Source organism: Exiguobacterium sp. BMC-KP (genome assembly GCF_001275385.1).
Taxonomy (GTDB): domain Bacteria; phylum Bacillota; class Bacilli; order Exiguobacteriales; family Exiguobacteriaceae; genus Exiguobacterium_A.
In genome coordinates this window covers 185,753-212,750 of the sequence record NZ_LGIW01000012.1, presented here as the reverse complement: position 1 = coordinate 212,750, position 26,998 = coordinate 185,753, and the positions used below count along the sequence as shown (strand labels likewise).

The 26,998-nt window shown below is 45.9% G+C and carries 25 protein-coding genes and 1 other annotated feature; of the genes, 16 read left to right on the top strand and 9 right to left on the bottom strand.

The genetic code is table 11. The features are described 5' to 3' along the window. Positions 1-20: 20 nt before the first annotated feature. Entirely contained in the window at positions 21-2,027 is a 2,007-nt protein-coding gene (pulA, locus tag ADM98_RS02600) for a type I pullulanase (protein ID WP_235504816.1), read from the bottom strand. A 111-nt stretch (positions 2,028-2,138) separates the two neighbouring features. On the opposite strand from pulA, the gene ADM98_RS02595 reads away from it, so the two are divergent. Further along, positions 2,139-2,633 carry a YajQ family cyclic di-GMP-binding protein gene (locus ADM98_RS02595; RefSeq protein WP_053452131.1) on the top strand — a complete coding sequence of 165 codons (495 nt, stop codon included), beginning with the start codon at positions 2,139-2,141 and terminating at the stop codon, positions 2,631-2,633. A 110-nt stretch (positions 2,634-2,743) separates the two neighbouring features. Here the strand turns inward: ADM98_RS02595 and ADM98_RS02590 are convergent, their stop codons facing one another. After that, positions 2,744-3,529: a 3-hydroxybutyrate dehydrogenase gene (locus tag ADM98_RS02590; RefSeq protein WP_029342884.1), complete on the bottom strand. Its 786-nt coding sequence runs from the start codon at positions 3,527-3,529 to the stop codon at positions 2,744-2,746. Between the two features lie 121 nt (positions 3,530-3,650). Between ADM98_RS02590 and ADM98_RS02585 the strand changes: the two genes are divergently transcribed. The 3 genes from ADM98_RS02585 to ADM98_RS02575 all read left to right on the top strand — a co-directional run bounded on the left by ADM98_RS02585 (position 3,651) and on the right by ADM98_RS02575 (position 5,705). Continuing rightward, positions 3,651-4,529, top strand: coding sequence for a LysR family transcriptional regulator (locus ADM98_RS02585; protein WP_053452130.1), 879 nt, complete (start codon positions 3,651-3,653; stop codon positions 4,527-4,529). Between the two features lie 91 nt (positions 4,530-4,620). Continuing rightward, entirely contained in the window at positions 4,621-5,034 is a 414-nt protein-coding gene (locus ADM98_RS02580; RefSeq protein WP_053452129.1) for a carboxymuconolactone decarboxylase family protein, read from the top strand. Between the two features lie 77 nt (positions 5,035-5,111). Next, on the top strand, positions 5,112-5,705 hold the full coding sequence (locus tag ADM98_RS02575; protein ID WP_053452128.1) for a metallophosphoesterase family protein: 594 nt from the start codon (positions 5,112-5,114) through the stop codon (positions 5,703-5,705). Between the two features lie 62 nt (positions 5,706-5,767). Here ADM98_RS02575 and ADM98_RS02570 read toward each other — a convergent pair whose 3' ends face one another. Both ADM98_RS02570 and argS read right to left on the bottom strand, forming a co-directional pair. Beyond that, positions 5,768-6,373 (bottom strand): hypothetical protein, encoded by a 606-nt coding sequence (locus ADM98_RS02570; RefSeq protein ID WP_053452127.1) that lies wholly within the window; start codon positions 6,371-6,373, stop codon positions 5,768-5,770. 30 nt (positions 6,374-6,403) lie between these two features. Beyond that, entirely contained in the window at positions 6,404-8,086 is a 1,683-nt protein-coding gene (argS, locus tag ADM98_RS02565) for an arginine--tRNA ligase (protein ID WP_053452126.1), read from the bottom strand. Positions 8,087-8,146: 60 nt separating this feature from the next. Then, positions 8,147-8,364, bottom strand: a binding site (T-box leader). 129 nt (positions 8,365-8,493) lie between these two features. Here argS and ADM98_RS02560 point away from each other — a divergent pair. Next, positions 8,494-10,170, top strand: a complete 1,677-nt coding sequence (locus tag ADM98_RS02560; RefSeq protein ID WP_053452125.1) for a GGDEF domain-containing protein — start codon at positions 8,494-8,496, stop codon at positions 10,168-10,170. 36 nt (positions 10,171-10,206) lie between these two features. Then, positions 10,207-10,968: an alpha/beta hydrolase gene (locus ADM98_RS02555; protein WP_235504815.1), complete on the top strand. Its 762-nt coding sequence runs from the start codon at positions 10,207-10,209 to the stop codon at positions 10,966-10,968. A gap of 59 nt (positions 10,969-11,027) precedes the next feature. Here ADM98_RS02555 and trhO read toward each other — a convergent pair whose 3' ends face one another. Next, a complete protein-coding gene (gene trhO, locus ADM98_RS02550; RefSeq protein ID WP_082318478.1) occupies positions 11,028-11,942 on the bottom strand; it encodes an oxygen-dependent tRNA uridine(34) hydroxylase TrhO in 915 nt (304 codons plus the stop codon). A gap of 238 nt (positions 11,943-12,180) precedes the next feature. Between trhO and ADM98_RS02545 the strand changes: the two genes are divergently transcribed. The 4 genes from ADM98_RS02545 (at position 12,181) to ADM98_RS02530 (ending at position 15,946) form a co-directional block, all read left to right on the top strand. Next, entirely contained in the window at positions 12,181-12,828 is a 648-nt protein-coding gene (locus tag ADM98_RS02545) for a TVP38/TMEM64 family protein (RefSeq protein WP_053452122.1), read from the top strand. A 266-nt stretch (positions 12,829-13,094) separates the two neighbouring features. After that, positions 13,095-13,421 carry a DUF485 domain-containing protein gene (locus ADM98_RS02540; RefSeq protein ID WP_053452121.1) on the top strand — a complete coding sequence of 109 codons (327 nt, stop codon included), beginning with the start codon at positions 13,095-13,097 and terminating at the stop codon, positions 13,419-13,421. After that, positions 13,418-14,974, top strand: coding sequence for a solute symporter family protein (locus ADM98_RS02535; RefSeq protein ID WP_053452120.1), 1,557 nt, complete (start codon positions 13,418-13,420; stop codon positions 14,972-14,974). The genes ADM98_RS02540 and ADM98_RS02535 overlap by 4 nt, the downstream gene beginning before the upstream one ends. A gap of 114 nt (positions 14,975-15,088) precedes the next feature. Then, entirely contained in the window at positions 15,089-15,946 is an 858-nt protein-coding gene (locus ADM98_RS02530; protein WP_053452119.1) for a sulfite exporter TauE/SafE family protein, read from the top strand. Positions 15,947-16,001: 55 nt separating this feature from the next. Here the strand turns inward: ADM98_RS02530 and ADM98_RS02525 are convergent, their stop codons facing one another. Then, a complete protein-coding gene (locus tag ADM98_RS02525) occupies positions 16,002-17,378 on the bottom strand; it encodes an alanine/glycine:cation symporter family protein (protein ID WP_053452118.1) in 1,377 nt (458 codons plus the stop codon). A 142-nt stretch (positions 17,379-17,520) separates the two neighbouring features. Between ADM98_RS02525 and ADM98_RS02520 the strand changes: the two genes are divergently transcribed. The 3 genes from ADM98_RS02520 (at position 17,521) to ADM98_RS02510 (ending at position 21,007) form a co-directional block, all read left to right on the top strand. Beyond that, positions 17,521-18,738, top strand: coding sequence for a PucR family transcriptional regulator (locus ADM98_RS02520; protein WP_053452117.1), 1,218 nt, complete (start codon positions 17,521-17,523; stop codon positions 18,736-18,738). A 121-nt stretch (positions 18,739-18,859) separates the two neighbouring features. Then, entirely contained in the window at positions 18,860-19,984 is a 1,125-nt protein-coding gene (gene ald / locus ADM98_RS02515) for an alanine dehydrogenase (protein WP_053452116.1), read from the top strand. Between the two features lie 162 nt (positions 19,985-20,146). After that, positions 20,147-21,007, top strand: coding sequence for a tetratricopeptide repeat protein (locus ADM98_RS02510; protein WP_053452115.1), 861 nt, complete (start codon positions 20,147-20,149; stop codon positions 21,005-21,007). Positions 21,008-21,010: 3 nt separating this feature from the next. Here ADM98_RS02510 and ADM98_RS02505 read toward each other — a convergent pair whose 3' ends face one another. Next, entirely contained in the window at positions 21,011-21,658 is a 648-nt protein-coding gene (locus tag ADM98_RS02505) for a diacylglycerol/polyprenol kinase family protein (protein WP_053452114.1), read from the bottom strand. 111 nt (positions 21,659-21,769) lie between these two features. Between ADM98_RS02505 and ADM98_RS02500 the strand changes: the two genes are divergently transcribed. Beyond that, positions 21,770-22,393 (top strand): DUF1836 domain-containing protein, encoded by a 624-nt coding sequence (locus tag ADM98_RS02500; protein ID WP_053452113.1) that lies wholly within the window; start codon positions 21,770-21,772, stop codon positions 22,391-22,393. A 45-nt stretch (positions 22,394-22,438) separates the two neighbouring features. On the opposite strand, the gene ADM98_RS02495 is transcribed toward ADM98_RS02500, so the two are convergent. Both ADM98_RS02495 and ADM98_RS02490 read right to left on the bottom strand, forming a co-directional pair. Further along, on the bottom strand, positions 22,439-22,915 hold the full coding sequence (locus ADM98_RS02495; RefSeq protein ID WP_023469691.1) for a hypothetical protein: 477 nt from the start codon (positions 22,913-22,915) through the stop codon (positions 22,439-22,441). Between the two features lie 171 nt (positions 22,916-23,086). Continuing rightward, the gene (locus ADM98_RS02490; protein WP_053452112.1) at positions 23,087-23,614 is read right to left on the bottom strand and encodes a restriction endonuclease; all 528 of its coding nucleotides are present in this window, start codon (positions 23,612-23,614) and stop codon (positions 23,087-23,089) included. A gap of 162 nt (positions 23,615-23,776) precedes the next feature. On the opposite strand from ADM98_RS02490, the gene ADM98_RS02485 reads away from it, so the two are divergent. Further along, positions 23,777-25,912, top strand: a complete 2,136-nt coding sequence (locus ADM98_RS02485) for an ATP-binding protein (RefSeq protein WP_053452111.1) — start codon at positions 23,777-23,779, stop codon at positions 25,910-25,912. Then, entirely contained in the window at positions 25,912-26,976 is a 1,065-nt protein-coding gene (locus ADM98_RS02480; RefSeq protein ID WP_053452110.1) for an SDR family oxidoreductase, read from the top strand. Before ADM98_RS02485 ends, ADM98_RS02480 begins: the two co-directional genes overlap by 1 nt. Positions 26,977-26,998 lie beyond the last annotated feature (22 nt).

Here is a 26,998-nt window from a genome sequence, read left to right as displayed (position 1 = left end):
TGCGCTTCGTCCTTTGAACTTTAATCCGTTTTCTTACGACGTTTGTTCGCTGCGTACAATAATCCAATAATCGTCAGTGCAGCACCACCTGCTACCGCATACTTCTTATAGTCCGCTTTTCGTTCTGCAATGACTGTCGTCGTCAATGCTTTGATGACTAACTGTTTCTCTTCGTGCAATCTTGGGGCGTGTAATTTGACAGTACCTGCCTCAACTAAGACTTCGAACTCACCATTTGGCAATTCAATCGTGATGTCTTCGTCCGTCGCGTTGTGATAGACACGTTGCCGTTCGACATATCCTTCATAGGTACGTTTCAGTTCAAAAGCAATAACGCCTTCTCCTTCTTCAAGGAATCGAAGATGCTTTTTGATCATCGCTGCGTTTGCAAGGCGGAACATCGGATATTGACGACGAAGGGCAATCAATCCTTTGACGTACTCGACTGCTGCCTGTTCTGTTTCCGCCCGCTCATAGTCGAGCCGGTTGACGATTTCCCCGGCATTAAAACTGTCACGAATCCCGTCCTTCGTTCGGAAGAATTCTTGCCCCGCATGGAGGAACGGAATCCCTTGGCCTGTCAAAATAATCGCATTTGCGAGCAATTGACGCTTGCGTCGAACCTCTCCTGTATCATTCGGACGAGAGATCGATAGCTTGTCCCAAATCGTCAAATCATCGTGAGCTTCCACGTATGAAACGACTTGATTCGGCTCATCGGCAAAACCTTGCGAAGAGACATTGCCAGCGATTCCTCGTTTGACTTCACTCGTCCGGTCGAATGCGCCACTGATGAAACCACAATCTTCTGGTGTTTGAACGTCTCCTTTGACGCCGTCGCGTAATCCGTTATTAAAATGTCCGATTCCTGGCATCTTCGGTGCATTGAAGTAGTTCGCTTTCTCTTCCGGATCAAGCGGTGTATCGAGATCCCAGCCTTCACCGATGATCAGAATCGACGGATCAATCCGGTCAAGTGCATGACGTACCTGATTCATCGTCTCGACATCGTGAAGACCCATCAAGTCGAATCGGAACCCGTCTAGGTGGTATTCTTTCGCCCAGTACGTCACACAATCAAGAATAAACTTACGCATCATCAGACGTTCAGAGGCAGTATCATTTCCACAGAAACTACCGTTTGACAGGCTACCATCCGCCTCTTGACGATAGAAGTATCCCGGAACGAACTGACCGAGCGGAACCGTTGCCGCATCGTACGTATGATTGAAGACGACGTCCATGATGACGCGAATACCACGGTCATGTAATGCTTGTACTAGTTGTTTTAATTCAAGGATTCGTGCTCGAGGGTCATCGGGATTCGATGAATACGAACCTTCCGGCGTAAAATAGTTCACCGGATCGTAACCCCAGTTGTAGTTATCCGGGTCGTTCGGCGCTGTCTCATTGACTGAACCAAAATCATAAATCGGCAGTAACTGCACATGTGTCACACCAAGATCTGCTAAATAATCAAGTCCAGTCAATCCACCATTCGGTGTCCGGGTTCCCGCTTCTGTCAGTCCAGCAAATGTGCCACGTGCGACGACACCACTAGCCGGATGACTCGTTGCATCGCGTACATGCAATTCATAGATGACTGCGTCTTGCGAAGAATGGAACAATGGACGTTCTTCAATCCACCGCTCTGGTGTCACACTTGTTGGATCAATCAACGCACCACGTTTCCCGTTCGTTCCGACGGCTTTCGCATACGGGTCAACTGCTTCGACCTTTTGTCCGTTGATGCTCGCTTGAAACGTATAGAAATAACCTTCATATGCCGCTCGATCGAGTTCAACGACGTACGTTCCCCGTTCGCCCGCCACCATCTCGACCTCTTCGACTTTTCGTGCGCGTAACGTCTTATAGAGTCGAAGCACGACACGCTCTGCTGTCGGCGCCCATAATCGCACGTGAATCGCTTTCTCTGAGAAAGTCGCTCCTAAATCATTTCCACTATACGCAAATCGCTCATCCAGTTCTTGCGGTGTGAGCGTCAACATGTCTGCTGTTTGTTTCAAAGCTAAGCACCCCTTTCATTTCATGGTTTTTATTATAACAAAATTTCAAAGCAGTGGACGCTTCCGGTATTCCTCTCTAAAATAGAGAGTGGAATGAAAGGGGAGATTGAAATGGCAGCAAAAGATAATTCATTTGATATCGTGTCACAAATCAATATCGAGGAAGTCAAGAACGCGGTTCAGATCGCACTGAAGGAAATTACGAACCGCTTCGACTTTAAAGGTTCAAAGAGCGACATGAAGCTCGAAAAAGAGGATTTGATTCTGATCTCAGATGACAATTTCAAACTTGATCAAGTTAAAGATGTCTTAACAGCAAAATTGATCAAGCGCGAAGTTCCGACAAAAAACCTGCAGTACGAAAAAGTCGAGCAGGCTGCTGGGAACACAGTTCGCCAACGTGTCATCCTCAAAAGTGGAATCGATCGTGACGACGCGAAAAAGATTAACAACGCCGTCAAGGAGTCAAAATTAAAAGTGAAGACACAAATCCAAGATGACCAAATCCGAGTCACAGGTAAATCACGTGATGACTTACAACAAGTCATGCAAATCGTTCGTGAGCTTCCATTATCCGTCGACGTTCAATTCATTAACTTCCGTTAATCGATTCACGTCAAACAGGCTGAACACGTTTTTTCAGCATCTATCAAACAAAAAAGGAGATACTTTCTGGATTGCATCCAAAAAGTATCTCCTTTCCTTTATGCTGTTTCTTACTGTGCTGTATAGCCACCATCGAGAACGACAGCTTGACCCGTGACACCTGCTGCTTTGTCACTTGCAAGGAAAATAGCGTAATCCGCGATTTCTTTAACTTGCAATAACCGTTGTTGTGGAACAAGTGGATAAATGACTTCTTCTAACACACGCTCGAGCGGTACGTTCCGCGTTTCAGCGAGTGAAGATAATTGATTTTGGACAAGTGGTGTATCGACATATCCTGGGCAAATCGCATTAACCGTAATACCAGAAGTTGCTCCTTCTAATGCGGCTACTTTCGTTAAACCGATGACGCCGTGTTTTGCACTATTGTATGCTGCTTTTCCTGCAAAACCAATCAATCCGTTGATTGACGACATGTTCAAGATGCGTCCAGATCCTTGTTTTTTCATGATCGGGAAGACGTATTTCGTATAGAGGAATGGTGCACGAAGCATGATGCTTTGAAGCAAGTCGAATTTCTCAGTTGAGAACTCTTCGATTGGTGAGACGTGCTGCATTCCCGCATTGTTAATGACGATATCAATCGTTCCGTAATGCGCGACAGTCTGTTCGATACTTGATTTGATTGCCTCTTCATTCGTCACATCACCCGCGACGGCAAACGCATCGAAGCCTTTTTCACGAAGTGTTTCGGCTGAGCGTTTGGCTGCTTCTTCCTGAAGATCGACAATAACGACTTTAGCGCCTTCTTGAGCGAATTCTTCAGCGATTTCGAGACCGATTCCGCTTGCTGCTCCTGTAATTAACGCGACTTTTCCTTCGAGTTGTTTCATCATGATGGATTCCTTCTTTCTTTATCTTTACGTGTTCGGTCTCTTTACTGTACGCTGATTGAAAGAATAATAAAAATGAATACTTGTTATGACATCTATAACTCAAAAGAATAGGAGAATACTGATGGATTTCCGCCAACTGGAATATTTTACGGAAGTAGCACGCTTTAAAAGTTTCACTCGTGCCGCTGAACATCTTCATGTCACGCAACCAACACTCAGTAAAATGGTCCGTCATTTAGAAGAAGAACTCGAGATGGAACTGTTCGACCGAAGCAAACGACAAATCGTCCTGACGGATGCTGGTGAGACCTTATTAGTTGAGGGGGAAAAGATTTTGCGTCAGTTATCTGACCTACCTTCTCATCTCTATGATGTCATGCATCTGACGAAAGGAACGATCCGCCTCGGTGTTCCTCCATTAATCGGCTCGCTGTTTTTTCCGGGTCTCCTGCGGCGTTTCGAGGAGATGTATCCAATGATTCAAATCGCATTGATCGAAGCAGGTGGACATGCGTTAGAAAAAGCAGTCGTCGCCGGTGAAGTCGATTTAATCGCAACAGTACTTCCTTCAGATGAGCATTTGACGACGCACCCCTTCATCGAAGAAGAACTCCATTTATTTTTACCAAGTGATCATCCTCTCGCCGATCGGTCGATGATTGCGTTAGAGGAAGTCGCCGACATGCCGTTCGTCTTATTCAATGAGACATTCTCACTCCACGACGTCGTCTTGAATGCTTGTCAGGATGCTGGGTTCACACCACACGTTTCCCGGATTAGCTCGCAGTGGGATTTCCTATGTTTGCTTGTCGCAGAAGGAAACGCAGTGACTGTTCTTCCGCGTTCGATTGCTGATCGTTTTTCGATTCGCGGCGTCAAAACGATTCCATTGAAAACGCGTGTGCCATGGCACTTAGGAATTGCGGTTCCGACCGGTCGCTATCAATCCTATGTAACGCGAAAATGGATTCAATTCGTCAGTGACATGTATTCCAAATAAGCATACCTTTCATAAAAATCATGTATTTGTAGAATGGATTTTCTTCCTTTACGATGAGAACATCGTTAAAAAAGAAAGGAAGTCCTTTACCATGGCAACTCATTTTGAATCACGTCACGAAACAGGCGTTAAAAAACTCAGCGAATTCACAGACACAAACGCTGCACAATCAACGCATGATAAAATCTCTGAATCCCTGAAAGATATCGCTCCAGCAGTCGGTGAGTGGATCACGGATTTCGCATACGGTGAAGTTTACAGCCGCGATGGTCTCGTCAACCGCGACCGCGCAATCGTCACGATCGCTTCTCTCGTCACACAAGGTACAGAACCACAGCTCGCTCTCCATATCAACACTGGATTGACAGCTGGTTTGACAGGAAACGAAATCGTCGAAGCTATCATGCATCTTGTTCCTTACACTGGATTCCCACGTGTCTTGAACGCACTTGAAGTCGCGAAAGTCGTCTTCGCAGAACGTGGCATCACAGTAGAAACAGAATAAGATACGCACGATTAGATTAAAAAAAGATGGGCATGACGCATTTTCGGGTATCTCCTTAACAAAAGGAGTGGTCGATCATGCGTTATGCCCTTTTTGCGGATCTTCACAGTTCAGTAGCCGACACAGCGGCTGTCCTAGCTGATATACGGCGACTCGCTCCCGATGCGCGTCTATTTTGTCTTGGAGATATTTACGAATGCCATGTTGGTAAAAAGCGAGCGAAGCGCTATTCGTTTGAATCACTCTCCCTCGTCGTGACGCTTGATGATGATTTTTTAGAACTGATTGATTTTAAAACGTTGCTCGGCAATCAAGAAGAACGCATCCTGTCACTCGTCCCGCCGCATCTATCTCCTGTCATCGACGCATTACGTCTTTGTCCTCGAAAACAACGAATCGAGGGGGCGCTATTGATTCATGGAGACCAATTAAGTTGGTCGCGTGATTTTCTGCCTGATCTGTCACAGCAACACGAGCCGCTCCTCTTTTTTGGACATAGTCATATCAGAGGCTTGTTTCAAAATGGGGATGCACTCCCTAGTCCATTACACCAACCCCTATCGATCGCAGGAGAACGTTACGCGGTCAATCTCGGTCCCGTCGTGTTCGAACGGGAATGGTGTCTCTACGATACGGAGCAACAAACGATCGTATTTCATCAAGCGAACTGAGATGATACAACAAAAGCCGTCGGGCGCAAGGCTCGACGGCTTTTGTTCATGCATCTTCACTATCAGAGGTAACGGACAAGCGATGCTTTGACGACATCGACTTGTGTGAAGTTTGAGTCTTCTGCAAAGGCTTCGATGACTTGACGGACATCCCCTTGGCGACGAACGAAGCTCGTCGGAACTGGTGTCGTACCAACAAGTTGCTCATGCAGACTCGTCAATTGATGATCGTCGATGATCGTCGTCATCAAATCAAGGAAAAGAAGGACGTGCAGTCGATTCAAGTAATCCCATGGTTTGTCTTCCGAACGGAATTCATTACGTGCAAGCCACTTTTTCAATCCAATCGCATCGATTTGACTCAATGTCTCTGTCGTACGTGCTGACTTCCAAAGCGTCAACAGTTCGCCAAGTTTTTTCCGCGTCTGTTTTTTACGCATGAAGAATTCAAAATTCTCTTTCGTTCGTAATGCATCGCCTTCAATGGGAGCAATCAACTCTGCTTCCGGTGCCGTCACGAAGTCGTGAACGAAATCGACAGACTCTCCCGGTAACCACGCTGCGACTTTCCCGTGAAAATCAGCCATGAATGCGACCGTTTCCGCCAAAGGCTCCTGCTTCATCTGTGAAGCAGCTTGCTGTAATCGTTCTTTCGTTTCAGTCTTCATAATCTACCTCTTCTTATTCGTGGATTGGTCTTACATTTCTTCTGGAGCGCCGACACCAAGTAAACGAAGACCTTCTGTCAAGACGATCGTGACAGACTTGACGAGTGCAAGACGTGATTGTTTTGCTGCGTCATCTTCGAGAACACGGACGTGCCCATAGTATTTATTGAAGCTTTGTGCAAGATCTAAGACATATCGGCTAATGATTGATGGTTCACGACGCGCAAACGCACGATCGATGACTGTCGAGAATTGGTTCAACATTGAAACGACACCCCATGCATGATCATCGGCACTGCCTGCGAATGGTGTTCCATCATAGCCACCTTTACGGAGCAACGAGTTCGCACGAGCATTCGTATATTGGACGTATGGTCCTGTTTCACCTTCGAATTTCAACATGTGCTCAAGATCGAACTCGATATTGTTCATCCGTTCGTTCTTCAAGTCATGGAAGATGACCGCGCCCACACCGACTTGACGAGCCGTCGCTTCGGCATTTGCTAAGTTCGGATTTTTTTCCGCGATGTTTTTCTTCGCGACGTCGATTGCTTCTTGTAGTACTTCTTCAAGCAAGACGATCCGACCTTTACGCGTCGACATTTTCTTTCCGTCTTTCATGATTAAACCGAACGGTACATGGTGCATGCCGTCGACATTCTCAAACCCAAGTTTCTTCAGAACTGCAAACAATTGCTTGAAGTGAAGGGCTTGCTCGCCACCGACGACATAGAATGCCTGTTCAAAACGGTATGTTTCGAGACGATAGACAGCAGCTGCTAAATCGCGTGTTGCGTAAAGGGTTGCGCCATCTTTCTTTTTAATCAAGGCAGGTGGCATACCTTCTGCTTCGAGATCAACGACCATTGCTCCCTCAGATTCAACGAGTAAATCTTTCTCTTCGAGTAGATCGATGACGTGTTGCATCTTATCGTTGTAGAAAGCTTCACCGTTCAAGCTATCGAATTTAACACCGAGCATGTCATAGACACGGTTGAATTCAACAAGTGAGACTTCGCGGAACCACGTCCAAAGAGTCGTCGCCTGCTCATCACCTTGTTCGAGTTTTTTGAACCAGAGGCGTCCTTCATCCTCAAGTGCTGGATTCGTTTCCGCTTCTTCATGGAAGCGAACGTACAATTTTAACAATTCTTTGATTGGTTCTGCGCGGACTGCTTCTTCCTCACCCCACATCGTGTAAGCAACCATCAATTTCCCGAACTGTGTTCCCCAGTCCCCTAGGTGGTTGACACCAACGACATCGTACCCTTTTTTGCGCGAGATTTGGTTGAGCGCGTTCCCGATGACCGTCGAACGCAAGTGACCCATTGAGAATGGTTTGGCGATGTTCGGAGATGAGAAATCCGTAACGATCGTCTTGCCATTGGCTTCGCTAGAACCGAATGTCTCTTTTTCCTTCAAGACTTGATTGACGATTTCTTGCGAGACGACTTCTCGGTTCAAGAAGACGTTGATGTAGGGACCTACAGCTTGAACGTTCGTGAATAACGGTGCATTGATTTTTTCTGCGAGGTCCGAAGCAATCATGTTTGGTGCCTTACGGAATGCTTTTGCGAGCATGAAACATGGGAAAGCAAGATCACCATGATCTTCGTGTTTTGGTTGCTCGATTAGTTGTTCGATTTGTTCAACCGACAAGGCACCTTCCATGACTTGATGTAACACTTCTGCATATTGTGCTTTATAACTCATCTTTATTTCCTCCAGCTTCACTGATTTTTTTGCAATAAAAAACGCCCCTTGCGCTACGCGCAAAGAGACGGACTGACCGCGGTACCACTCTTCTTGGTGTCACTCGACACCCACCTTGTTCGGGGATAACGGGGGTCCCCCGGCTACGCCTCTTCCATCAGGAATCGGGCAGCGTCTCAGAAGTGCGTTTCGCGACCGGTTCGTCCTCAGGCTTCCACCATTCCCTGATTCGCTAGTTGACGAAAATCAATCGTTACTCTCTTCATCATCGACTGTATTTGATATCCTTCACATTATACGCAATTCTTTCTTTTCTCTCAACCTTATTTTTTTGGTAAATGGCTTATCAAAATTTCCACAATTCGGGTATAGGAATAAAAGATACTTCTCAGGGGGAGGGATGTTTCATGCGCTACTATCAACACGTAGCCCGGACGAGCTGGATTGTCTTCGGTCTCGTCGCTTTGACATTATTATTGATCGGCATCGTTCATCCACCGACCTTCCATCCTTCTGTCTCCATCATCAATACACTTTATTTGTTTGGACTCGTTCTCTTATTTCAGTTCGATAATGTCCGCCGTGGCGGCATTTACTATACCTTCCAAGAAGGAATCATCTTATTTTTGTTCCTGAATTATGGTTTGACGTACGCCTTGATTTTAAGTCAAGTTGGTATTCTCGTCTTTCAATTCATGTCTCACCGAAAAGCGATACGCTGGAAACGTTTCGTGTACCTCTATCCAATCAACGCTCTGTTCGATTTAGTCTATATCTCATTTCCGGCATTTGCGTATTATGCGTTAGGCGGTCCGATTGGCTCAAGCTTTACGTATTCTAAAGCAATGATCCCTTTCATCGGCTTTGTAATTACGGTCTTCCTTGTCTCTTACTTCCAATGTCTGTTCGTTAATCGTTTCCTCTACTTGAAATACGATTGGCGACGTCTCGTAAAGCTTCAATCTCTTGTCTACGGGATTAGCATGTTAAGTGCCCTACTCGGCATCTGGTTCTATGATGAGAGTCCACTCGTCGCAGCAACGGTGTCTGCCTTGATTCTCTTTTTATTCAAGCGTCTGCTCCAAGAACGTGGTGACTCACTCGAAGCAAATGATAGTGCCAAACGATTTGACGATGCAAAGGAACACTTATTGATTTCCCGCTTTGAACGCGAAACGATTGACTCGCTACTCCTTGACTTACCACATCTTCTGCCGTTTTCTGAAGGTTGGATCTCGATTCAACAACAACGGAAGCAAGTCATCTATAACATTCGGACGAAACAACCAATCGACGTGTTACCTCTATTTCATTCACTGACAGCTGACGATTTGCATACTCCGATCATCTATGGTCTTCGGTGTGATTGGGGAAATGACATTCAAATCGGCTTACCTGTTGATCGCCACTCGATGCTAGCCATTCCTTCGATTACAAGTGGAGAGGTCGATGTCTCAATCATCCTGTTCCATCAGGTTGCCGATGCCTATGACGTAACGAATGCTGACGAATTATCTCGTTTACTCCGCATCTTTTGTCGTGTTTTAGAACGCTCTCGTGAAACAGTTCAGCTGTATACGGAAAGTCGGACGGATGCCTTGACGGAATTACCAAATAGTCGTGCCTTTTACGAACATGGTCGGCAAGAATTTGCCGCCGATGCCTATCCACTATCAGTCATTCTGTTCGATATCGATCACTTCAAACGAGTCAATGATACGTATGGTCATAAAGTTGGAGATCTTGTCCTTCGTGAACTCGGACGACGTATCCAAGCGATTCAATTACAACATGATGATGTCTTTGCTGCTCGTTATGGCGGGGAGGAATTCGTCCTCTTACTACGAAATGGTAGTCAAGAGGCTGCTATTCATCTCGCCGAAACTGTCCGCCATGCGGTCATGGATCGTCCTTTCCTCGTCGATGGTCATCGACTTTCGTTAACCGTTAGCCTTGGTATCGATACAGTCGACGAAAAATACCAAAGAACGTTCGAAGAGTCTTTACGCCAAGCCGATCATGCATTGTATGTCGGTGGAAAACACAACGGACGCAATTGTACCGCGCACTATGCAAATCTTTGAAAGGTCGTGACTCTATTGTCGATTACGGAAATTGAAATGATATTACCAACATCTCAAGCTAATCGGACGATTCGGATTCATCGTCCACCACATTTTGATCCGGATGAAGCCTTACCGGTGATCTATATGCACGATGGACAAAATGTCTTCAGTGGGGAGACCGCTTCGTTCGGAAAAGGCTGGGAAATTCATCTAGCTCTTCAGCAGACACAGATTCCGGCAATGATCGTTGCGATCGATAGCCCGGAAGACGGCATGGATCGGTACGATGATTATGCCCCTTGGAGTGACGAAGCCTTATTGATGCGAACGGCTTATCCATCGCATCGTACGTCGATCGGCGGAAACGGAAAAGTCTATATGGATTGGATCATCCGTGAGCTAAAGCCATATATTGACGCCAATTATGCGACACGCCCTGACGACACGACAATGATTGGGAGCTCGATGGGTGGCGTCATCTCACTCTATGGACTCTTTGCGTATCCAGAAGTCATCACGCGCGTCGCTGCCTTGTCGACTGCCGGATGGGCAAACTTCTCCTCACTCCTCGAATTCATTGAGCGAAGCCCGTCTCTTTCTACTGATCATCGTTGTTACATGGATGTCGGTACGAAAGAAGTGAGTGGTCCGATGACTGAGACGGACTATCTACACACGAATGATGTCTTAGCGCGAGCAGTCGCACAAAAACTCACTCAAAGCTGCTATACGATCATTCCGGAAGCGATTCATCATGAAACGGCATGGGCCAATCGTTTACCCGATATTTTGCGTTACTTATTTCCATCCTCCTGAGTACACAAAAAAAGCCAGATGATTTCTGTTTAGAAATCATCTGGCTTTTACACGTTGCCTTATACTAATTCTTCTTGTTGCTCTTTTTCATAACGGTTGCGCGGATGCTCCCGGCATTCATCGGAACACGAACGCATGACTTTCGGTTCGCATTCTTCACAGCAGAAGTGCTGTCGATTACATTCCGGGTTCGCACAATTAACGTAGCGCGTCTCCGGTTTTCCACAATAATAACATTCTGAGACGACAGATGGATTGACGGCATTGACAGGAACTTGTACACGCTCATCAAAGACGTACAGTTCGCCTTCCCAGTCTTCTCCTTGTGTCTGTTCATCTTTTCCGTACATGACGACTCCGCCTTTTAGATGGAAGATATCGTCACTTTGTTGCCGTTTACGGAAGTACGCCGTGAATTTCTCACAACGAACACCACCCGTACAGTATGTGAGAACCTTTTTCCCTTCAAATAAATGCTCGTTCTCGTCGAGCCACTCCGGGAATTCCCGTGAAGCATCGACATCAACTTTTACGGCATTTTTGAAGTGTCCAAGATCATATTCATAGTTGTTCCGTACATCGAGAATGACGACATCCTCTTGTTTCATCATTTCTTTCCACTCTGCTGGTTCAAGGTACGCAGCGTTTTCTTCTGGTACGTTGAATTCGTCCTCAAAACGCCATGTGACGAGTTCTTTTTTGTACCGGACGAACGTTTTTTTGAAGGCATGTTCTTCGACTTCATCGATTTTAAATTCGATGTCAGCGAATCGTGGATCCGCCGTCAAATCCTTCATGTATTGTTCTGTCTGTTCGACCGTTCCAGAAAGTGTGCCGTTGATTCCTTCTGGTGCGATCAAAATCCGACCTTTAATACCGAGCTCTTTACAGTAAGCAAGATGCTCTTTCGTCAATTGTTCCGCATTTTCGATCGGAACATACTTGTAAAATAATAGTACGCGATAAGGTTTCATATTCCTCATTAGCCCCCATGTCAGTTTTTTGCAGTAAAACGAACGTTGGCAAACGAAGCGTCTAGCTATTGACTAGCTGGGAACGCCTGCAAAACGCACCCATTTAAGTATAATACCAACTCCCTTTCGAATGTACAATCCACAATTCCTGAATCCCTTTCAAGGAATTTCATTCCCTTTCTGAATCAGAAAGAGGTAAAATAAAACATAGTAGTACATCTTGCAAGGAGGATTCCGAATGCTCCACACACTTCGTGACTGGATCGAGCAGATGATCTTTTTTCTCCAAGACTTACCTGGAGGAGCTGCCACCGGTTTAATTGCCCCGTTTCTTGAGTCTCTATTTCCTTTCCTGCCACTCGTCCTGATCATTTCCGCCAATGCGGCAACCTATGGTTTTGGTATGGGTGTTCTCGTATCATGGGTCGGGAGCATGCTTGGATCACTCGTCGTCTTCGCTTGTATTCGCTATCTATTCCGGCGTCCGGTCACGCGTTGGCTTGAAAAACACCATGCCGCCCAACAATGGATCGAACGTGTTCGTCACATGAGTCCGATTTCACTGGGATTCTTTTTCTCGCTTCCGTTCATGCCCGCATTCATCATCACGTCCATCTCCGCCATGATTCAACTATCGCTGCGGACGTACTTGATTGCTGCCGGTGCCGGTCGTTTGATTGTCGTGATTATCTTCTCGCTGATTGGAAAGGAATGGTCGACGTTTCTTGAGCGTCCAATGCGTCTTGTTCTTCTATTTTTGATTTTACTCGCCATCTGGGGAGTCAGTCGTGGAACAGAAGAGTGGTTGAAGCGTCGCGCTCTGTCAAAACGTGCGGATCATCTACGGGACATCGAAGATAAAATCGAACGTCCATCTGAAAAATGACCCAAGCCTGTCTATGATTCCATAGATGGGCTTTTTAATATTTTTTGCTCTTATTCAAAACGTTAGGTCTTTTGAATCATTTTTCACATAAATTAAAATATCAATATAACGTTCAAACAATGTTCAATATTGAAAACGCTTACATTAAAATGGTATGACCAATATTAATATAATAATGGAGTTATCCATTCGAAAATTAGGATAGCTTTTCCAGAAACGACATCCTTATAATGAATTTACATTCAGTTTTTAAAGGAGGCGTCCTCATGCATCAAGTATCCGAAGTCCAGAAAAATGAAGCGACTCAATCTGCTCCAGCCATCGTCGAGAGCGCTACTTTTCAACAATTGATGCGACAAAAGAACGGATTCATTCTTCCTGCTATCAGTTTTTGCCTTATTTTCTATTTTACGCTTCCTGTTTTGACAAGCTACTTCACGATTTTGAACGAGCCCGTGTTCGGAGATATTACGGGTGCTTGGCTATTTGCTTTTGCTCAATTTATCATGACATGGACGTTTTGCATGATGTATAGCAAAAAAGCACGTGCCTTTGATCGACTCGTCGAACAAATCAAGGAGGAGTCGAAATGAATTATACTGCCGTTGCCTTATTCTCGGCGATCGTCGGTTTGACGCTCGTCATTACATACTTTGCTGCTCGCAAAACAAAGACAGCTAACGATTTTTATACAGCAGACGGTGGACTTACTGGTGCGCAAAACGGAATGGCGATTGCCGGTGACTATATGTCAGCCGCCTCGTTCCTCGGGATTGCCGGGATGATTGCCTTAGCTGGCTTCGATGGATTCTTTTACTCAATCGGCTTCCTCGTTGCTTATCTCGTCGTCTTATACCTCGTCGCTGAACCACTTCGGAACCTCGGGAAGTATACGATGGCAGACATGATTGCTGCTCGTTTCAACGCTTCAAAAGTTCGCGGCGTCGCGGCTATGAACTCGATCGCGATCTCGATTTTTTACATGATTGCGCAACTTGTCGGTGCAGGTGCCTTGATTGAATTGTTATTAGGGATTCCTTACACAACGAGTGTCATCATCGTTGGGATCTTGATGACGGTCTACGTCGTCTTCGGTGGCATGACCGCTACGTCATGGGTACAAATCATCAAAGCGATCCTGCTGATGGCAGGAACAGCCGTCATCTCATTCATGGTGTTCGCGAAGTTTGATTTCTCAATCTTCAAGATGTTCTCAGAAGTCAAACAAGCCACGCCACTCGGGGACTCATTCTTAAATCCCGGTAATAAATTCAAGTTGCCACTGGATACGATTTCATTAAATCTCGCGCTCGTTCTCGGAACAGCCGGATTGCCACATATCTTAATTCGTTTCTTTACCGTTAAAGATGCTCCGACAGCTCGTAAGTCCGTCGTGTATGCGACATGGATCATCGGTGCCTTTTATATCTTGACAATTTTCCTCGGTTTTGGTGCCGCCGCATTCGTCGGTTCTGACGATATCATTGCTGCGAATGCCGCTGGTAACATGGCTGCGCCACTTCTTGCGCAAGCACTTGGTGGCGATTTACTCTTTGCGTTCGTCGCTGCAGTCGCCTTTGCGACGATCCTCGCGGTTGTGGCAGGACTGGTCTTATCCGCTGCGTCTGCCTTTGCTCATGACTTCTATAGTCATATCCTACGTAAAGGACAAGCGACGGAAAAAGAACAGATGACAGCAGCACGTCTCGCTTCCATCGCCGTTGCCTTGATTTCGATGGTACTGGCATTGTTCGCACAATCGATGAACGTCGCGTTCCTCGTTTCACTTGCTTTTGCTGTCGCAGCAAGTGCCAACTTACCAGTCATTCTCTTAACGATCTTCTGGCGCCGTTTCAATACTGGCGGAGCAGTCACAGGTATGGTCGTTGGGTTATTCTCTTCACTGATTCTCGTCGCACTCAGTCCAAATCTTTGGGCAGTCGACGGTTCAGCCTTGTTCATCGGGGAAGCCCTCTTCCCACTGACGAATCCAGGAATCGTCTCCATCCCTCTTGGTTTCCTCGGAGCCATCGTCGGGACGTTGTTGACGAAATCGAACGAAGTTGCCGGGAACTTCGAACGAATCATAGTTAAGGCCAATACCGGTATCGATGCAGCTACAGAAGTCGCCGCGTCAAAAGAATAAGTTCCCCTTAACGGCTCCTTCAACCCCCTTGAAGGAGCCGTCCCCTTTTACATTCTTCTCATTCATTGCCATACTAAATGAATCATAGAGAAGAAACAGAAAGGAAGACTGTACATGGATCTCGCTTTTTATTATTTCTTAATCCTCGGATTTTTCATTGGTATCATCTCCGGATTTTTCGGAATTGGTGGTGGTATTATCTTGACGCCACTATTACTCATTTTAGGATATGCACCGAGTGTCGCAATCGCGACCAGCCTCATGCTGACCCTCGGATCAACCGTTTCGGGTACAATCTCTCACTTACGCCTCAAAAATGTCGTCTGGCGTGACAGTCTCGTCGTTGGTGGCGTCGGAATCATCGGTTCGACGATCGCGACACCACTTGTCCTTCGTCTAGAGGCTGTTAACGGCGCCCATCTCGTCATCTCGATCGTTTATATTGGACTCTTACTCTATTTCGCGAATAAATTCTTACGTCCGAAATCTACGACAGGTGAACAGACGGGTTGGAAAAATCGTTATCTCGCTCTTGCCTTCACTGGTTTGTTCGCCGGATTCATCTCTTCCCTCCTCGGTGTCAGTGGTGGATTCATCATCACACCGTTACTCGTCGGAATCGTTGGTTATGAGTTGAAGCGTGCGGTCGGAACGAGTATTGCATCCGCGTTACTGATTGTTCTATCGGGACTCGTCAATTATACGGTGGCAAGTACGAACATCGATATTCTCGTCGGTATCATGCTGATCATCGGAGCGTTGCTCGGAGCACCAATTGGAGCGAAGCAGTTGACGCACTTCGAAAGTCCTTTTGTCAAAAAGTACCTCGGTATCTTCTATTTGACGGTTGCGATCAGCGTCTTATTTGAAGTCCTCGGCTGGAACGTCGCTTCACTTTCCGTCCTCATTGCACTCAGTTTGATCTTCTTACTAACACTCCTCATCTACAGCCGTCGTCGTACGAATGGATGAATCCGTTTCATGGCAAAAGCCGTGATGCCTCTTAGGCATCACGGCTTTTATTCGTTCAGGCGACTCGCTTGTGACCCGCCCGTTCGTAGTTGCGCGTTTGTTCAATGACTAGGTGCGATAAGAATAACATCCCGATCAAGTTCGGAATCATCATCAACCCGTTCGCAATATCTGCTACGAGCCATAATGGTTCAAGTTGAGCAACGGCACCGTAACAAGCTGCAAGCGCAAAGAACACACGATAGCCTTCGTTGAAGCGTGTCGTACCGCTCAAGTACTCTAAACATTTTTCTCCGTAGACATACCAACCGATGATCGTCGAATAACCGAAGAAGAAGACCGAGAAAGCAACGGTCCATTCTCCAAATGATCCAAGGACACTCGCAAAGGCAGTTGCCGTAAGTGCTGCCCCAGAAAGACTCGCGTCATGTGTCATACCTGAATGTAAGCCACCGGATGGGTCCCAAAATCCTGTCGTCAGAAGGACGAGTGCCGTCATCGTACAGACGATCAAGGTCACGATGAAGGTACTCGTCATTGAGATCAATCCTTGCTCAACTGGGCGTTCACTTTTTGCGGATCCGGCAATCAAGGCTGCTGTCCCGAGTCCTGCTTCGTTCGTAAAAATCCCACGTGCTACACCGACTTGCATCGCCATCATAATCGACACACCCGTAAAAGCACCTGCTGGCGCAAGTGGCTGGAACGCGTATTCAAAGATTAGGCCTAAAGCTGGCAAAATCTGATCCACCTTTAATACTAAAAGAACACACGCTGCTCCAATATAAAGCAAGCTCATGATCGGAACGAAAATCGTCGAGATCGCACTGACGCGTTCAAGCCCACCACGAATCGATACATAGACCGCAATTGCGAGTAAAATACCGAACAATAACAACGGCACATGGAACGATTGCTCAAGCACCGTTGCCATCGCATTCGCTTGCACTGTATTTCCGACACCAAATGATGCAATCAAACCAAATACCGCAAACAAAACGGCAAGGATTTTAAATTTAGGTCCCAGTCCCTTCTCGATGTAATACATCGGTCCACTGACAGCTTCGCCTCGTTCATTTCGACTTCTAAAGAGAATAGCAAGGAGGCTTTCCGCATATTTTGTTGCCATTCCGATCAACCCAATGATCCACATCCAAAAGACCGCACCTGGTCCGCCCATCGTCAAGGCGACTGCGATTCCTGCGATGTTTCCGTTCCCGATCGTCGCCGCTAGGGACGTCATCAACATCTGAAAGCTACTAATCTCTCCTTCTCCCTGCCCTGATTTTTGAACAGACAATTGAAACGCTTGTTTCAATCGTCGAAACTGAAGACCACGCAAGCGAATCGTAAAGTAAACTCCCGTTCCTACTAATAACACCATACTTGGAATCCCCCAGACCCAAGCTGATATCATACGTAACACATCCATGCCATTTCATCCTCTCTCTTTTCCGAGGCTAACCGTAGCATGCAGTTGTATTTTCTTACAATACAAAAGAAAACTTTTTGTGATTTTTCACAACAGAAGATATACTGAAGATATTGAACGAGAGAGAAAGAAGGGATATTTCATGTTAGAAGCTTCATATCATTCCTTAGATGACTTAGCAGAAGCGATCGGCATCGCGTTGAATGCCCCGATTACGATTGAAGATCGGAACCATCGCCTCCTTGCCTATAGCACGCATACTGCTGACACGGACCCCGCTCGTGTCGCAACGATCATCGGTCGCCGGGTACCGGAATCAGTCATCGATCAACTTTGGAAAGACGAGGTCATCCAAAGTCTCGCAACACAAGATGAACCGCTCATCATTTCAGCACGTACTGGTGTCGGACTGAATGACCGGGTCGCCATTGCCATTAAACAAGATTCTGAAATTCTAGGCTATATCTGGTCAATTGCGCGAAGCACTCCGTTTACCTCGTCGGAATTAGCGGATTTAAAAAAAGGAGCTCTGCTTGCACAACGTCAGTTACTCGCAATCGACATGCAGAAAAAACGAAAGGAAGAGCAGACGGAACAATTCTTCTTCGAGTTATTACACGAAGAACTGTCCGAGTCGGAGATCATGAAGATGTTTTCTAAGCTTCATGTTGCACCACCCGGAATTAGCCGTTTAACAGTCATTCGTTTTTCAGAAGCGATCACACCACGGCTTGCCGATCGTCTTCGCTATTTATTAACGATCCAGCAGACGGTCCGTCCGTTACTTTACGCGTATGATGAAACAGATTTTATCTTGTGGATCAGCACAAATGACCGTGATGCAGAACAAGAGCGTCTGCAATTCGACGCCTTCATTCAGTCCTTCCGCCAATTGCTCGCGGAGCGTTTTGATTACACAGATTTCGTTGCAGCAAGTAGCGAAGTATTCACTGGTGTCCAGGCGATCCCAGAACGCTATGAAGAGGCCGGCATCGTCTTACGTTTGAAAGACGCCTTTCCATTTGAGCTGAAGAACGTGACCCGTTATGAACGCCTCGGCTTGTTTCAACTTTTACCGATTTTCTCAGAACGTCTGCGACGCCGAACGGTTCGTCTCGAAGAAATCGAACGACTGCGTGCTTACGATGTCAAACATGCCTCTTCTTTATGTGAGACATTAGAGTGGTTTCTTCATTATGACGGGAACGTTAAACAAGTCGCCTCTCATCTCCATGTTCATCCGAATACGATCCTCTATCGGATGCGACGAATCGAGGAGGAAGCCGGTATTCGAATGGAATCCTTACCTGAACGCTCCTTACTTTATTTGTATCTTAAAGCAGACCGATATCCTTTGTGATTTTACACAAAGGATATCGGTTATTTTTGAAAACGCCGATAAAGTAGAACGCTTTCATTTCTCGTATACTGAAGAAGAAGAGAAATTGATTTGTTTATTTGCGAAAGGGGATCGCGTTCACATGATCATTGGAGTATTAAAAGAAATTAAAAATAACGAAAACCGTGTTGCATTAACACCTGCCGGGGTAGCAGCGTTACATGCACAAGGACACCGTGTCGTCATTGAATCAATGGCAGGTATGGGGAGTGGCTTCACGAACGAAGAGTACGTCAAAGCGGGTGCTGAAATCATCGCAACCGCTGCTGAAGTCTGGGCAACCGCTGAACTTGCTTTAAAAGTCAAAGAACCAATTGCTTCTGAGTACCAATACTTCCGTCCAGATCTGACATTATTTACGTATCTCCATCTAGCTGCTGAGCCAGAACTGACACGTGCACTCGTTGACTCGAACATCACAGCAATCGCTTATGAAACAGTCGAGAAGAACCGCACACTGCCATTGTTAACACCAATGAGTGAAGTAGCAGGACGTATGGCATCGCAAATCGGTGCACAGTTCTTAGAAAAACCACACGGTGGTATGGGAATCTTGCTTGCTGGCGTCCCTGGCGTCCGTCGTGGAAAAGTAACAGTCATCGGCGGTGGTGTTGTCGGAACGAATGCTGCGAAACTCGCTGTTGGTCTCGGCGCAGATGTCACGATCATCGACGTCAGTCCAGAACGTCTTCGCCAGCTTGATGATATCTTCGGTAACTCAATCAACACATTGATTTCAAACCCGTACACGATTGCTGAAGCAGTCGCTGAAAGTGATCTTGTCATCGGGGCTGTCTTGATTCCAGGCGCTAAAGCACCGAAACTCGTCACTGCCGATATGGTGAAACGCATGAAGCCGGGTGCTGTCATCGTTGACGTCGCTATCGACCAAGGCGGTATCTTCGAAACGGTCGATCGTATCTCAACGCACGATGATCCAACGTATGAAAAATTCGGTGTTGTTCATTACGCTGTTGCAAACATGCCTGGTGCCGTTCCACGTACGTCTACACTGGCATTGACGAACGCAACACTTCCTTATGTTCTTGAACTCGCAAACAAAGGCACACATCGTGCACTTGCTGAAAATGATGCTCTTGAAAAAGGATTGAATGTCGCACAAGGATTCGTCACTTATGAAGCGGTCGCACGCGATCTCGGATACACGTATAAATCCGTGGAAGATGTTCTTCACCTTCACGCATAATCTCAATAGTAGAAGTAGCCGATGATTCCTTTTTTAGGAACCATCGGCTACTTTTTTATAAAAAGAACGAATTTCTCTATTATTTCTTGAGGCACCATTCTGCTTGTCATATGATGAGAATGAAGACATATGATTTTGAACTAGTAGAGGTGATTTCATTACATGACACAAACTGTAACCGCCCATTCCCATGAACTTAAGAGTCACGTCGCTGAAGTTGCGTTACTCGAAGCACTGACATCCGATACAGAAGAGAACGTACGGATTGCCGCAACCGAACGCTTACGTGTTCTTGTCCCATCCCATCCATTGCTCAACATTGCGACAGCCTACTCCCTTTATTTCAAGAACGAACTCACGCAAGCGCGCCGACTTATTGAAGAGACACACCAACAAATCGGTGAGCACGTTCAAGGGTATATTCTTCTTGGGATCATCAGTGAAGAGGAAGGATATATGCACGAAGCGGAACAGTTTTTCTTATCGGCCATCACACGGTTCCCTGAAGAGCCGACAGGACACCGCTCCCTTGCCGTCCATTACAATCATCGTCAATATTATGGTGAATCAGCTGTTCATGCGTTTACATACTTAAAGAAAATTGGTGCATCTGGAATCGATACGCTGATGGCTATTGATTCCATCCAACAACTGGACGGTCATTCGATCGACATGTTGGAAACACTCTATGCGTTAATCATCGGTGTATCTCATCACGATAAAACAGCCGTCTTTCATGCAACCGCTTCTACCAATCAAGGCATTCAGTATGAGATGCTACATTCTGCCTTACGAGAAGACAGCGATGAGGAGCTTTACACTCAGCTCGATGAGCGACTTTCCAATATGCTCGAACACGGCTTATACGCAGCTGTTTATGATGATTCTGAAGAAAAAATCTATCGACATATTTTCCGTGACATGTGTCGGGATATGACTATTCGTCATGCAGGATGGCGCGCGTATCCGGACTACATTCGACTACGTTTGCTCTATTTTAAACAATTGTTGCTACGTGATTAAACGTCAAAAAGCAAATGCGACGAGCGCCGCGATCGTCCACGGTAAGATTAAGTTGTCGAGATCGCGATATGAAATGGCTTCAATCAGAGCGGCGATATTCGCAAGTAAAAAGCCATAACTGACAGCGAGCCAAACAGGTTGTTCGTAAAACAAAAATGTTACTGTAAGAACGAGAAATGATGCTAAAAACAACGCGATGCTCCCTTCAAAGGAACGTTTCGTCTCACCGCGAACGTAAAACGTCTTTCCGTAGCGTTTTCCGACCAAAGCGGCAAGTCCATCTCCCCAGGCAAGTACCATGCTTCCAGCTATGAGCGCCATTGGTTGTAGTTCGAAAAAGAACAGGACGAGTCCTGCTAGAGCGAGCGGATAATAGACCGTTCCATAAGAAGGACGATCGACGTCGTGCATCTGTCCGATTCCTTTGCGTAGTGTCAATAAATTAACAGCAGCAAAGAATAACAACGGTACGATGGCAACGTACCAGTGATTAAGCCATAGAAGTGCAAGAAATACCCAATGACCGACAGCAATATGAATCCATTTCCGAACCGTTTCGGGAGAAAAACCGAAGCGGCGTCCAATGAATTCAAGGATGACGAGAACCAGCCCAACGATGACGATCGTACCAAGGGCAGCAAGCCATTCCATTCTGATTCCCCCTTTCTTATTATTGTACGTTGTTTTAGTTGCCATTTGCCCTATTGAACCTTCATTTGATAACATAAGGTCAAATGACGTCCTAGAGAGGAAGTTTTGGAAATGTATGATGCTCAAGCAGTCCAAACATTATCAAGTTGTCTGCAACGTTTGAATGAAGGCAAAGGAATCGAGCCACTCGTTGCAACAGAAGGAACAGAATTGCCGAAGGTCATCAATCGTCTGAAACAATTCGATCCATTGAAAAATGGTCTATCCATCAATGAAATCGTTCATTTGGCAAATGCCTTGATTGGAGAACACATGTCAGCAACGACGATTCAGAACTGGACGAAACGTGAAGTACGGGACATCATCGGTGTACCGCATCGCGGAAAGAAATACTCAATCAATCAGGCCTCTATCATCTACCTACTGGACGATTTAAAACACCTCTTCTCGCTAGAAGAAACACGGGAACTGCTAACGATTGTCTTCCAGAACCCGAACATCGATGAGGATGATTTGATCAGCCCACTCAATTTTTATCTCGTCTATACACAACATGCGGAGACGAGCGGACCGATTGAATTGACGGAGAAGCGTCTCAGACGCTCGCTCGAGCGTATTAACGCGTATCGCCCTGAAACTGTCCATGTCCTGCAACTCTGTCTCTATGCCCGTCGTGTGTCGCATCTGACGCACGAAGCCAAACAACGCCTTTATCATGTTCTTCAAACGACATGATGAAAAAAAGATGCCATCCATGTCATGGAAGGCATCTTTTTTTATTTAGACGGCTGTCAGTGATTTATAGTGGACATTGTTCGTTAGACTTTTCAAGACAGAGAGTAATTCGTACATCGAGAGTTTGTCAGCATCCTTGACGAGACGGTACTCATCACCGTCTTGCAACAATTCTGCTACGACCTCTCCAGCGGCACTCCGGACGGAGAATTTTCCTTTTGTCAGGTCGAAGGAAATCGTGAACGTACCACGCTCATACACGTTGTACTCACATTTCTTCGAGAAGAGCGAAAACTTCTCACGCATTTGACCTACCTCTTGTCCATCATGGTTCATCACGACCCATTTCTTACATGTCGGAATGAACTTACCAAACGCTACCCCTCTACCTTCACCATTCATTACTTGAACACGACCGTTTTCGTCGTGTTGAACCGCACCAATCATTTGGTGTGCTTCATCATAAATCGCGGCATGACCTTGCGAAAAAACGCAACCCTGCACATAGACAACTTTGCGCAACAGATATTCTCCTCTCACTGCTAAAACGTGCTGGTTTTTCGTCCCCAGTTTATTTAGACATCCTGTATAGTTTAACTTTCTTTATCTGTATGATATTTCGTTAACGAAAATGATTATTGCACCGTTTCTCCAAATTGACAACCCCCTTTTGTCGACAATCATTCGACATGCTTAATGCAGGTTCATCTCCTTTGCAAATGCGAGCAATTCTTCCCGATCGATGAGGCGAACCTGATTCGGTTCTGCCAGTTGATACGCGGCTTCCGTAAAGGTCGAATTCGTAACGACCCATCCCTCGTCCATTCCATAGAATGGAACAGAGGCAGCGACCTGTTGAACCGCTTCGAGCCCTACAGCCGCACTATATCGCTTTGCCTGGATGGCAATCTTATACCCTCGTTCATCCTCTATCAACAAATCTGCTCCGAAGTCGCGCGAAGCAGGTGTCAGCTCAACCCGATATCCTGCTGTTTCAAACAAATCGGCAAGCCATTCTTCAAATTCTCGTCCTTCCATTCGATCGAGTTGCTTTTCAAGCGACGGCGTTAAAATGGACAAAAGAAGAAAAAGGATACATCCTACTATACTGACGATTAAGATTAAAGGTTCCCAAGAACTCGAAAAAAAATAAGTTCCGAAAATTCCTACCATTGCAAACAAAGTTGCCAGTAATAAACGTTTTCGTTTCAATCGTTTCATCGTACGTTTCTCCTCTACTTTGTCGTGATCTGTTTTTCACTATACTAAAATTCTTCATTGGTTGCTTTCTTCGACAGGAAACACTACTTCTGTTGCAGAAGTAAGCTAACGAAGAAAGTCCGTCTTAAAATCCATGGTCAAGGACCAGTCAGGAGGTAGCTCATGGCAGAACATTCATCCCCCTCATCTTTACGAATCATCCATGCGACGTTACGTGCTATGAAAGACCCCGTTCTTCTTATCGATGCAAATGGAAAGATTCAATTTCATAATGACGCCTTTCAACATCAGTTCATGACCGCTCCGAAAATAGAAACAGTCCAGGAACTTTTTCCGATCACGGATGATTTCTTTCCGTTACAGAAGGAAGCCGTCATTTCAGCGACGCATCAATTAACAATCACAGCGATTGAAGCGACCGACTATTTCCTCGTCCATGTCGCTCCTCTAAAAGTCGATGACTTATTCGGTTCATCACTTGATGTCGCTTTATTCATTACAGATATAGAATTTCGGATCCAGGCATGTAACGAGGTAGCAAGTACCTTGTTTCAATTTGATCACGCCGAAGATATCATCGGTCTTCAACCAACGATCTTACATGATGCAAAGGAAATGGCTACCCGCCGTCAACATCTCGAACAACTGAACTTAAAGGATTTATCGGATGCTCAACTCCTCCTACTTCATGGACGGGAAGCTGAAAACGACTGGACGTACCATCGCTTGGATGGTTCAACCTTTCATGGACGACTTTATATGACACGTTTACCGAACGATACGTATTTCCTACTCATTCAAGACATCACGACGCAAAAACAAATCGAATGGCACCTAACGAAAAGCGAGCGTCGATTCCGACTCTTCTCGGAATCTGTCGTCGAAGCCGTCATCTTTCATGATCATGGCATTATCATTGATGCCAATCGCGCAGCAGAAGTCATCTTCCGCACAAAACTCGAGAAGATGAAAGGAAAAACGACACTTGAATTGATTCATCCGGATCATCATGCACGCGTCTTACAGCGCATCGAGCAGCATCGTGAAGAACCTTACGAAGTGCTCGGTCAACGTGCCGATGGAACTTCTGTCGAAATCGAAGTCTTCCCGCGTGAAATCATCTATAACAATATCCGTATGCGTGTCGCCGTCGTCCGTGATATCACGGAACGAAAAAAAATCGAGAAAATGCTCGAGCGCGAAAAAAATGCTATCATGCGCCAACGTGACATCACACAATCGATTCTTCAAGCGTCCAACGAAGGCTTCTTACTGACAGAAGAGGATGGAAGTTTTATCTTCATGAACGTCAAAGCGCGTAAGTTACTTGATGTTCCAGGTATTGCACCAAGTAAAATCCAAGAACGGATCAGCTTGATTCCGAACCTTGATCTGACTACTCGATTCGATATGCTCCGCCAAGTCGAGGAGCTACTCGCCGGAAAACATTCTGAACTATCATTTCGTTTTACGTTACAGCGACCGAATGAGTCCAGTCCGCTCTATTTCGAATTTTATGCCACAGCAATCAAAAAGGAGAAGAGTCGTATTTCCCGTCATGGTTTCTTATTCGTTTTCCGTGACCGGACGGAGGAAGCAAAGATGGATCAAGTAAAGGATGAACTCGTCAGTACGGTATCACATGAGTTGCGGACACCACTGTCTTCCATCCTTGGTTATATGGAATTACTCCGATATAAAGAGCAACCACCTGCTAGAATCGAACGTTATGTTGAGATCGTCCACGAAGAAACGAAACGACTGACAACTCTGTTAAATGAGTTTTTAGACATCCAGCGACTAGAAAGTGGAAAGCAAGAATATGCCTTTTCATCGTTCTCATTACGTGAGCTTCTAGTAGCGACCGTCGATGCTTATGGCGAGACCGTCGATTCACATCGCATTGATCTGGAACTACCAGAGGATTCTGTCCTGATTTTTGCGGACGAGCATAAAATCAAGCAAGTCATTTTAAACTTACTGTCTAACGCCATTAAATATTCTCCACAGGCGGATCATATACAAGTAAATCTTTCAGTAAACTCGGAACAAGCAACGTTATCTGTAACGGATCATGGACTAGGCATTCCACAAAATGCTTTTGAAAAGCTCTTTACGAAATTTTACCGCGTCGATAACTCAGACATCCGGAAAATTGGTGGTACAGGACTCGGTCTTGCCATTTGCAAGGAAATCATTGAATCGCATGGTGGAGCGATTTCAGTCGAATCAGAAATCAATGCTGGTTCGACATTCACTGTCATGCTTGAACGCGACCCAAGAAAGGACTGGAATTGATGCGGACCTATTTTATGACTGGTTTCCCCGGTTTTTTAGCAACAAAACTGATTGAACAACTGGCACGTGTTCCGGATCAAATCGCTTGTTTTCATTTGCTTCACTTATCGTCAGAGCAGAACATGGCCGCTGAGCGACGTGATGCTCTTCTAGAGCGGACATCCTTACGACCGGACCAACTCGTATTACATGAGGGCGACATCACGGTCGAACAGCTTGCTTTACCTGATGATACACGGATGATTTTGCAACAAGATGTCACACACATCTTTCATCTCGCGGCGCTATACGATTTAGCTACGGCATATGAACCTGCCTTCCGGATCAATGTCATCGGTACTGCGAATGTGACACAGTTCGCTCATACATGCCGCGCTTTAGAGCGCTATATCTACTTCAGCACAGCGTACGTCTCAGGTCTACGTACAGGAACGGTTCTTGAGGACGATTTACAGGCAAGTTACTTTAAAAATGCTTACGAAGAGACAAAGTATTTAGCCGAGGTGCGTTTCCGTAAAGAAATTGGGACGATCCCTTATACGATCATTCGCCCCGGAATTGTTGTCGGACATTCCGAAACGGGAGAAACTCCGAAATGGGATGGTGTCTATTTCGTTTTGAACGCGATGCGTCTTCTGCAATCTTTCGCTCCTCTTCCGTATCCCGGACGTGCGAATGCACTCGTTAATCTCGTCCCATATGATTATGTCATCGAAGCGACCGCTTACCTCAGTCATGCACCCGTTGGTAAAAATAAGACGTATCATCTGACGGATCCATTCCCACATGGGGCACGTGCGATTTTTGAGATGTTACATGTCGCCTATTATGGACGGTATCCACGTGGTATCGTACCGTTTCGACTCGTCAGTACGGCATTGACTCCAGCTATTGCAAAACGTCTTCAGATGCAACGTCAGACACTCGATTATTTCATCCATTCCGTTCAATACGATACAACACATACCTTACGCGATTTACGGGATACCGGTATCATTTGTCCGGATCTAGCAGAAACGATGCCTCGGCTTGTTCAGTACTATCAAACACATGTCCCACATTAAAAAAAGTCCAATCGCCTTTCCT

Bases quoted from the DNA above. Each gene is read 5' to 3' on its own strand.
- ADM98_RS02535 (WP_053452120.1), top strand. From the start codon at position 13,418: ATGAATTATACTGCCGTTGCCTTATTCTCGGCGATCGTCGGTTTGACG.
- ADM98_RS02525 (WP_053452118.1), bottom strand. From the start codon at position 17,378: ATGGATGTGTTACGTATGATATCAGCTTGGGTCTGGGGGATTCCAAGT.
- ADM98_RS02480 (WP_053452110.1), top strand. From the start codon at position 25,912: ATGCGGACCTATTTTATGACTGGTTTCCCCGGTTTTTTAGCAACAAAA.
- ADM98_RS02510 (WP_053452115.1), top strand. From the start codon at position 20,147: ATGACACAAACTGTAACCGCCCATTCCCATGAACTTAAGAGTCACGTC.
- ADM98_RS02570 (WP_053452127.1), bottom strand. From the start codon at position 6,373: ATGAAGACTGAAACGAAAGAACGATTACAGCAAGCTGCTTCACAGATG.
- ADM98_RS02585 (WP_053452130.1), top strand. From the start codon at position 3,651: ATGGATTTCCGCCAACTGGAATATTTTACGGAAGTAGCACGCTTTAAA.
- ald (WP_053452116.1), top strand. From the start codon at position 18,860: ATGATCATTGGAGTATTAAAAGAAATTAAAAATAACGAAAACCGTGTT.
- ADM98_RS02555 (WP_235504815.1), top strand. From the start codon at position 10,207: ATGATATTACCAACATCTCAAGCTAATCGGACGATTCGGATTCATCGT.
- ADM98_RS02545 (WP_053452122.1), top strand. From the start codon at position 12,181: ATGCTCCACACACTTCGTGACTGGATCGAGCAGATGATCTTTTTTCTC.
- ADM98_RS02540 (WP_053452121.1), top strand. From the start codon at position 13,095: ATGCATCAAGTATCCGAAGTCCAGAAAAATGAAGCGACTCAATCTGCT.
- ADM98_RS02500 (WP_053452113.1), top strand. From the start codon at position 21,770: ATGTATGATGCTCAAGCAGTCCAAACATTATCAAGTTGTCTGCAACGT.
- argS (WP_053452126.1), bottom strand. From the start codon at position 8,086: ATGAGTTATAAAGCACAATATGCAGAAGTGTTACATCAAGTCATGGAA.
- ADM98_RS02520 (WP_053452117.1), top strand. From the start codon at position 17,521: ATGTTAGAAGCTTCATATCATTCCTTAGATGACTTAGCAGAAGCGATC.
- ADM98_RS02560 (WP_053452125.1), top strand. From the start codon at position 8,494: ATGCGCTACTATCAACACGTAGCCCGGACGAGCTGGATTGTCTTCGGT.
- ADM98_RS02490 (WP_053452112.1), bottom strand. From the start codon at position 23,614: ATGAAACGATTGAAACGAAAACGTTTATTACTGGCAACTTTGTTTGCA.
- ADM98_RS02595 (WP_053452131.1), top strand. From the start codon at position 2,139: ATGGCAGCAAAAGATAATTCATTTGATATCGTGTCACAAATCAATATC.
- ADM98_RS02505 (WP_053452114.1), bottom strand. From the start codon at position 21,658: ATGGAATGGCTTGCTGCCCTTGGTACGATCGTCATCGTTGGGCTGGTT.
- ADM98_RS02580 (WP_053452129.1), top strand. From the start codon at position 4,621: ATGGCAACTCATTTTGAATCACGTCACGAAACAGGCGTTAAAAAACTC.
- trhO (WP_082318478.1), bottom strand. From the start codon at position 11,942: ATGAAACCTTATCGCGTACTATTATTTTACAAGTATGTTCCGATCGAA.
- ADM98_RS02530 (WP_053452119.1), top strand. From the start codon at position 15,089: ATGGATCTCGCTTTTTATTATTTCTTAATCCTCGGATTTTTCATTGGT.
- ADM98_RS02485 (WP_053452111.1), top strand. From the start codon at position 23,777: ATGGCAGAACATTCATCCCCCTCATCTTTACGAATCATCCATGCGACG.
- ADM98_RS02575 (WP_053452128.1), top strand. From the start codon at position 5,112: ATGCGTTATGCCCTTTTTGCGGATCTTCACAGTTCAGTAGCCGACACA.
- ADM98_RS02590 (WP_029342884.1), bottom strand. From the start codon at position 3,529: ATGATGAAACAACTCGAAGGAAAAGTCGCGTTAATTACAGGAGCAGCA.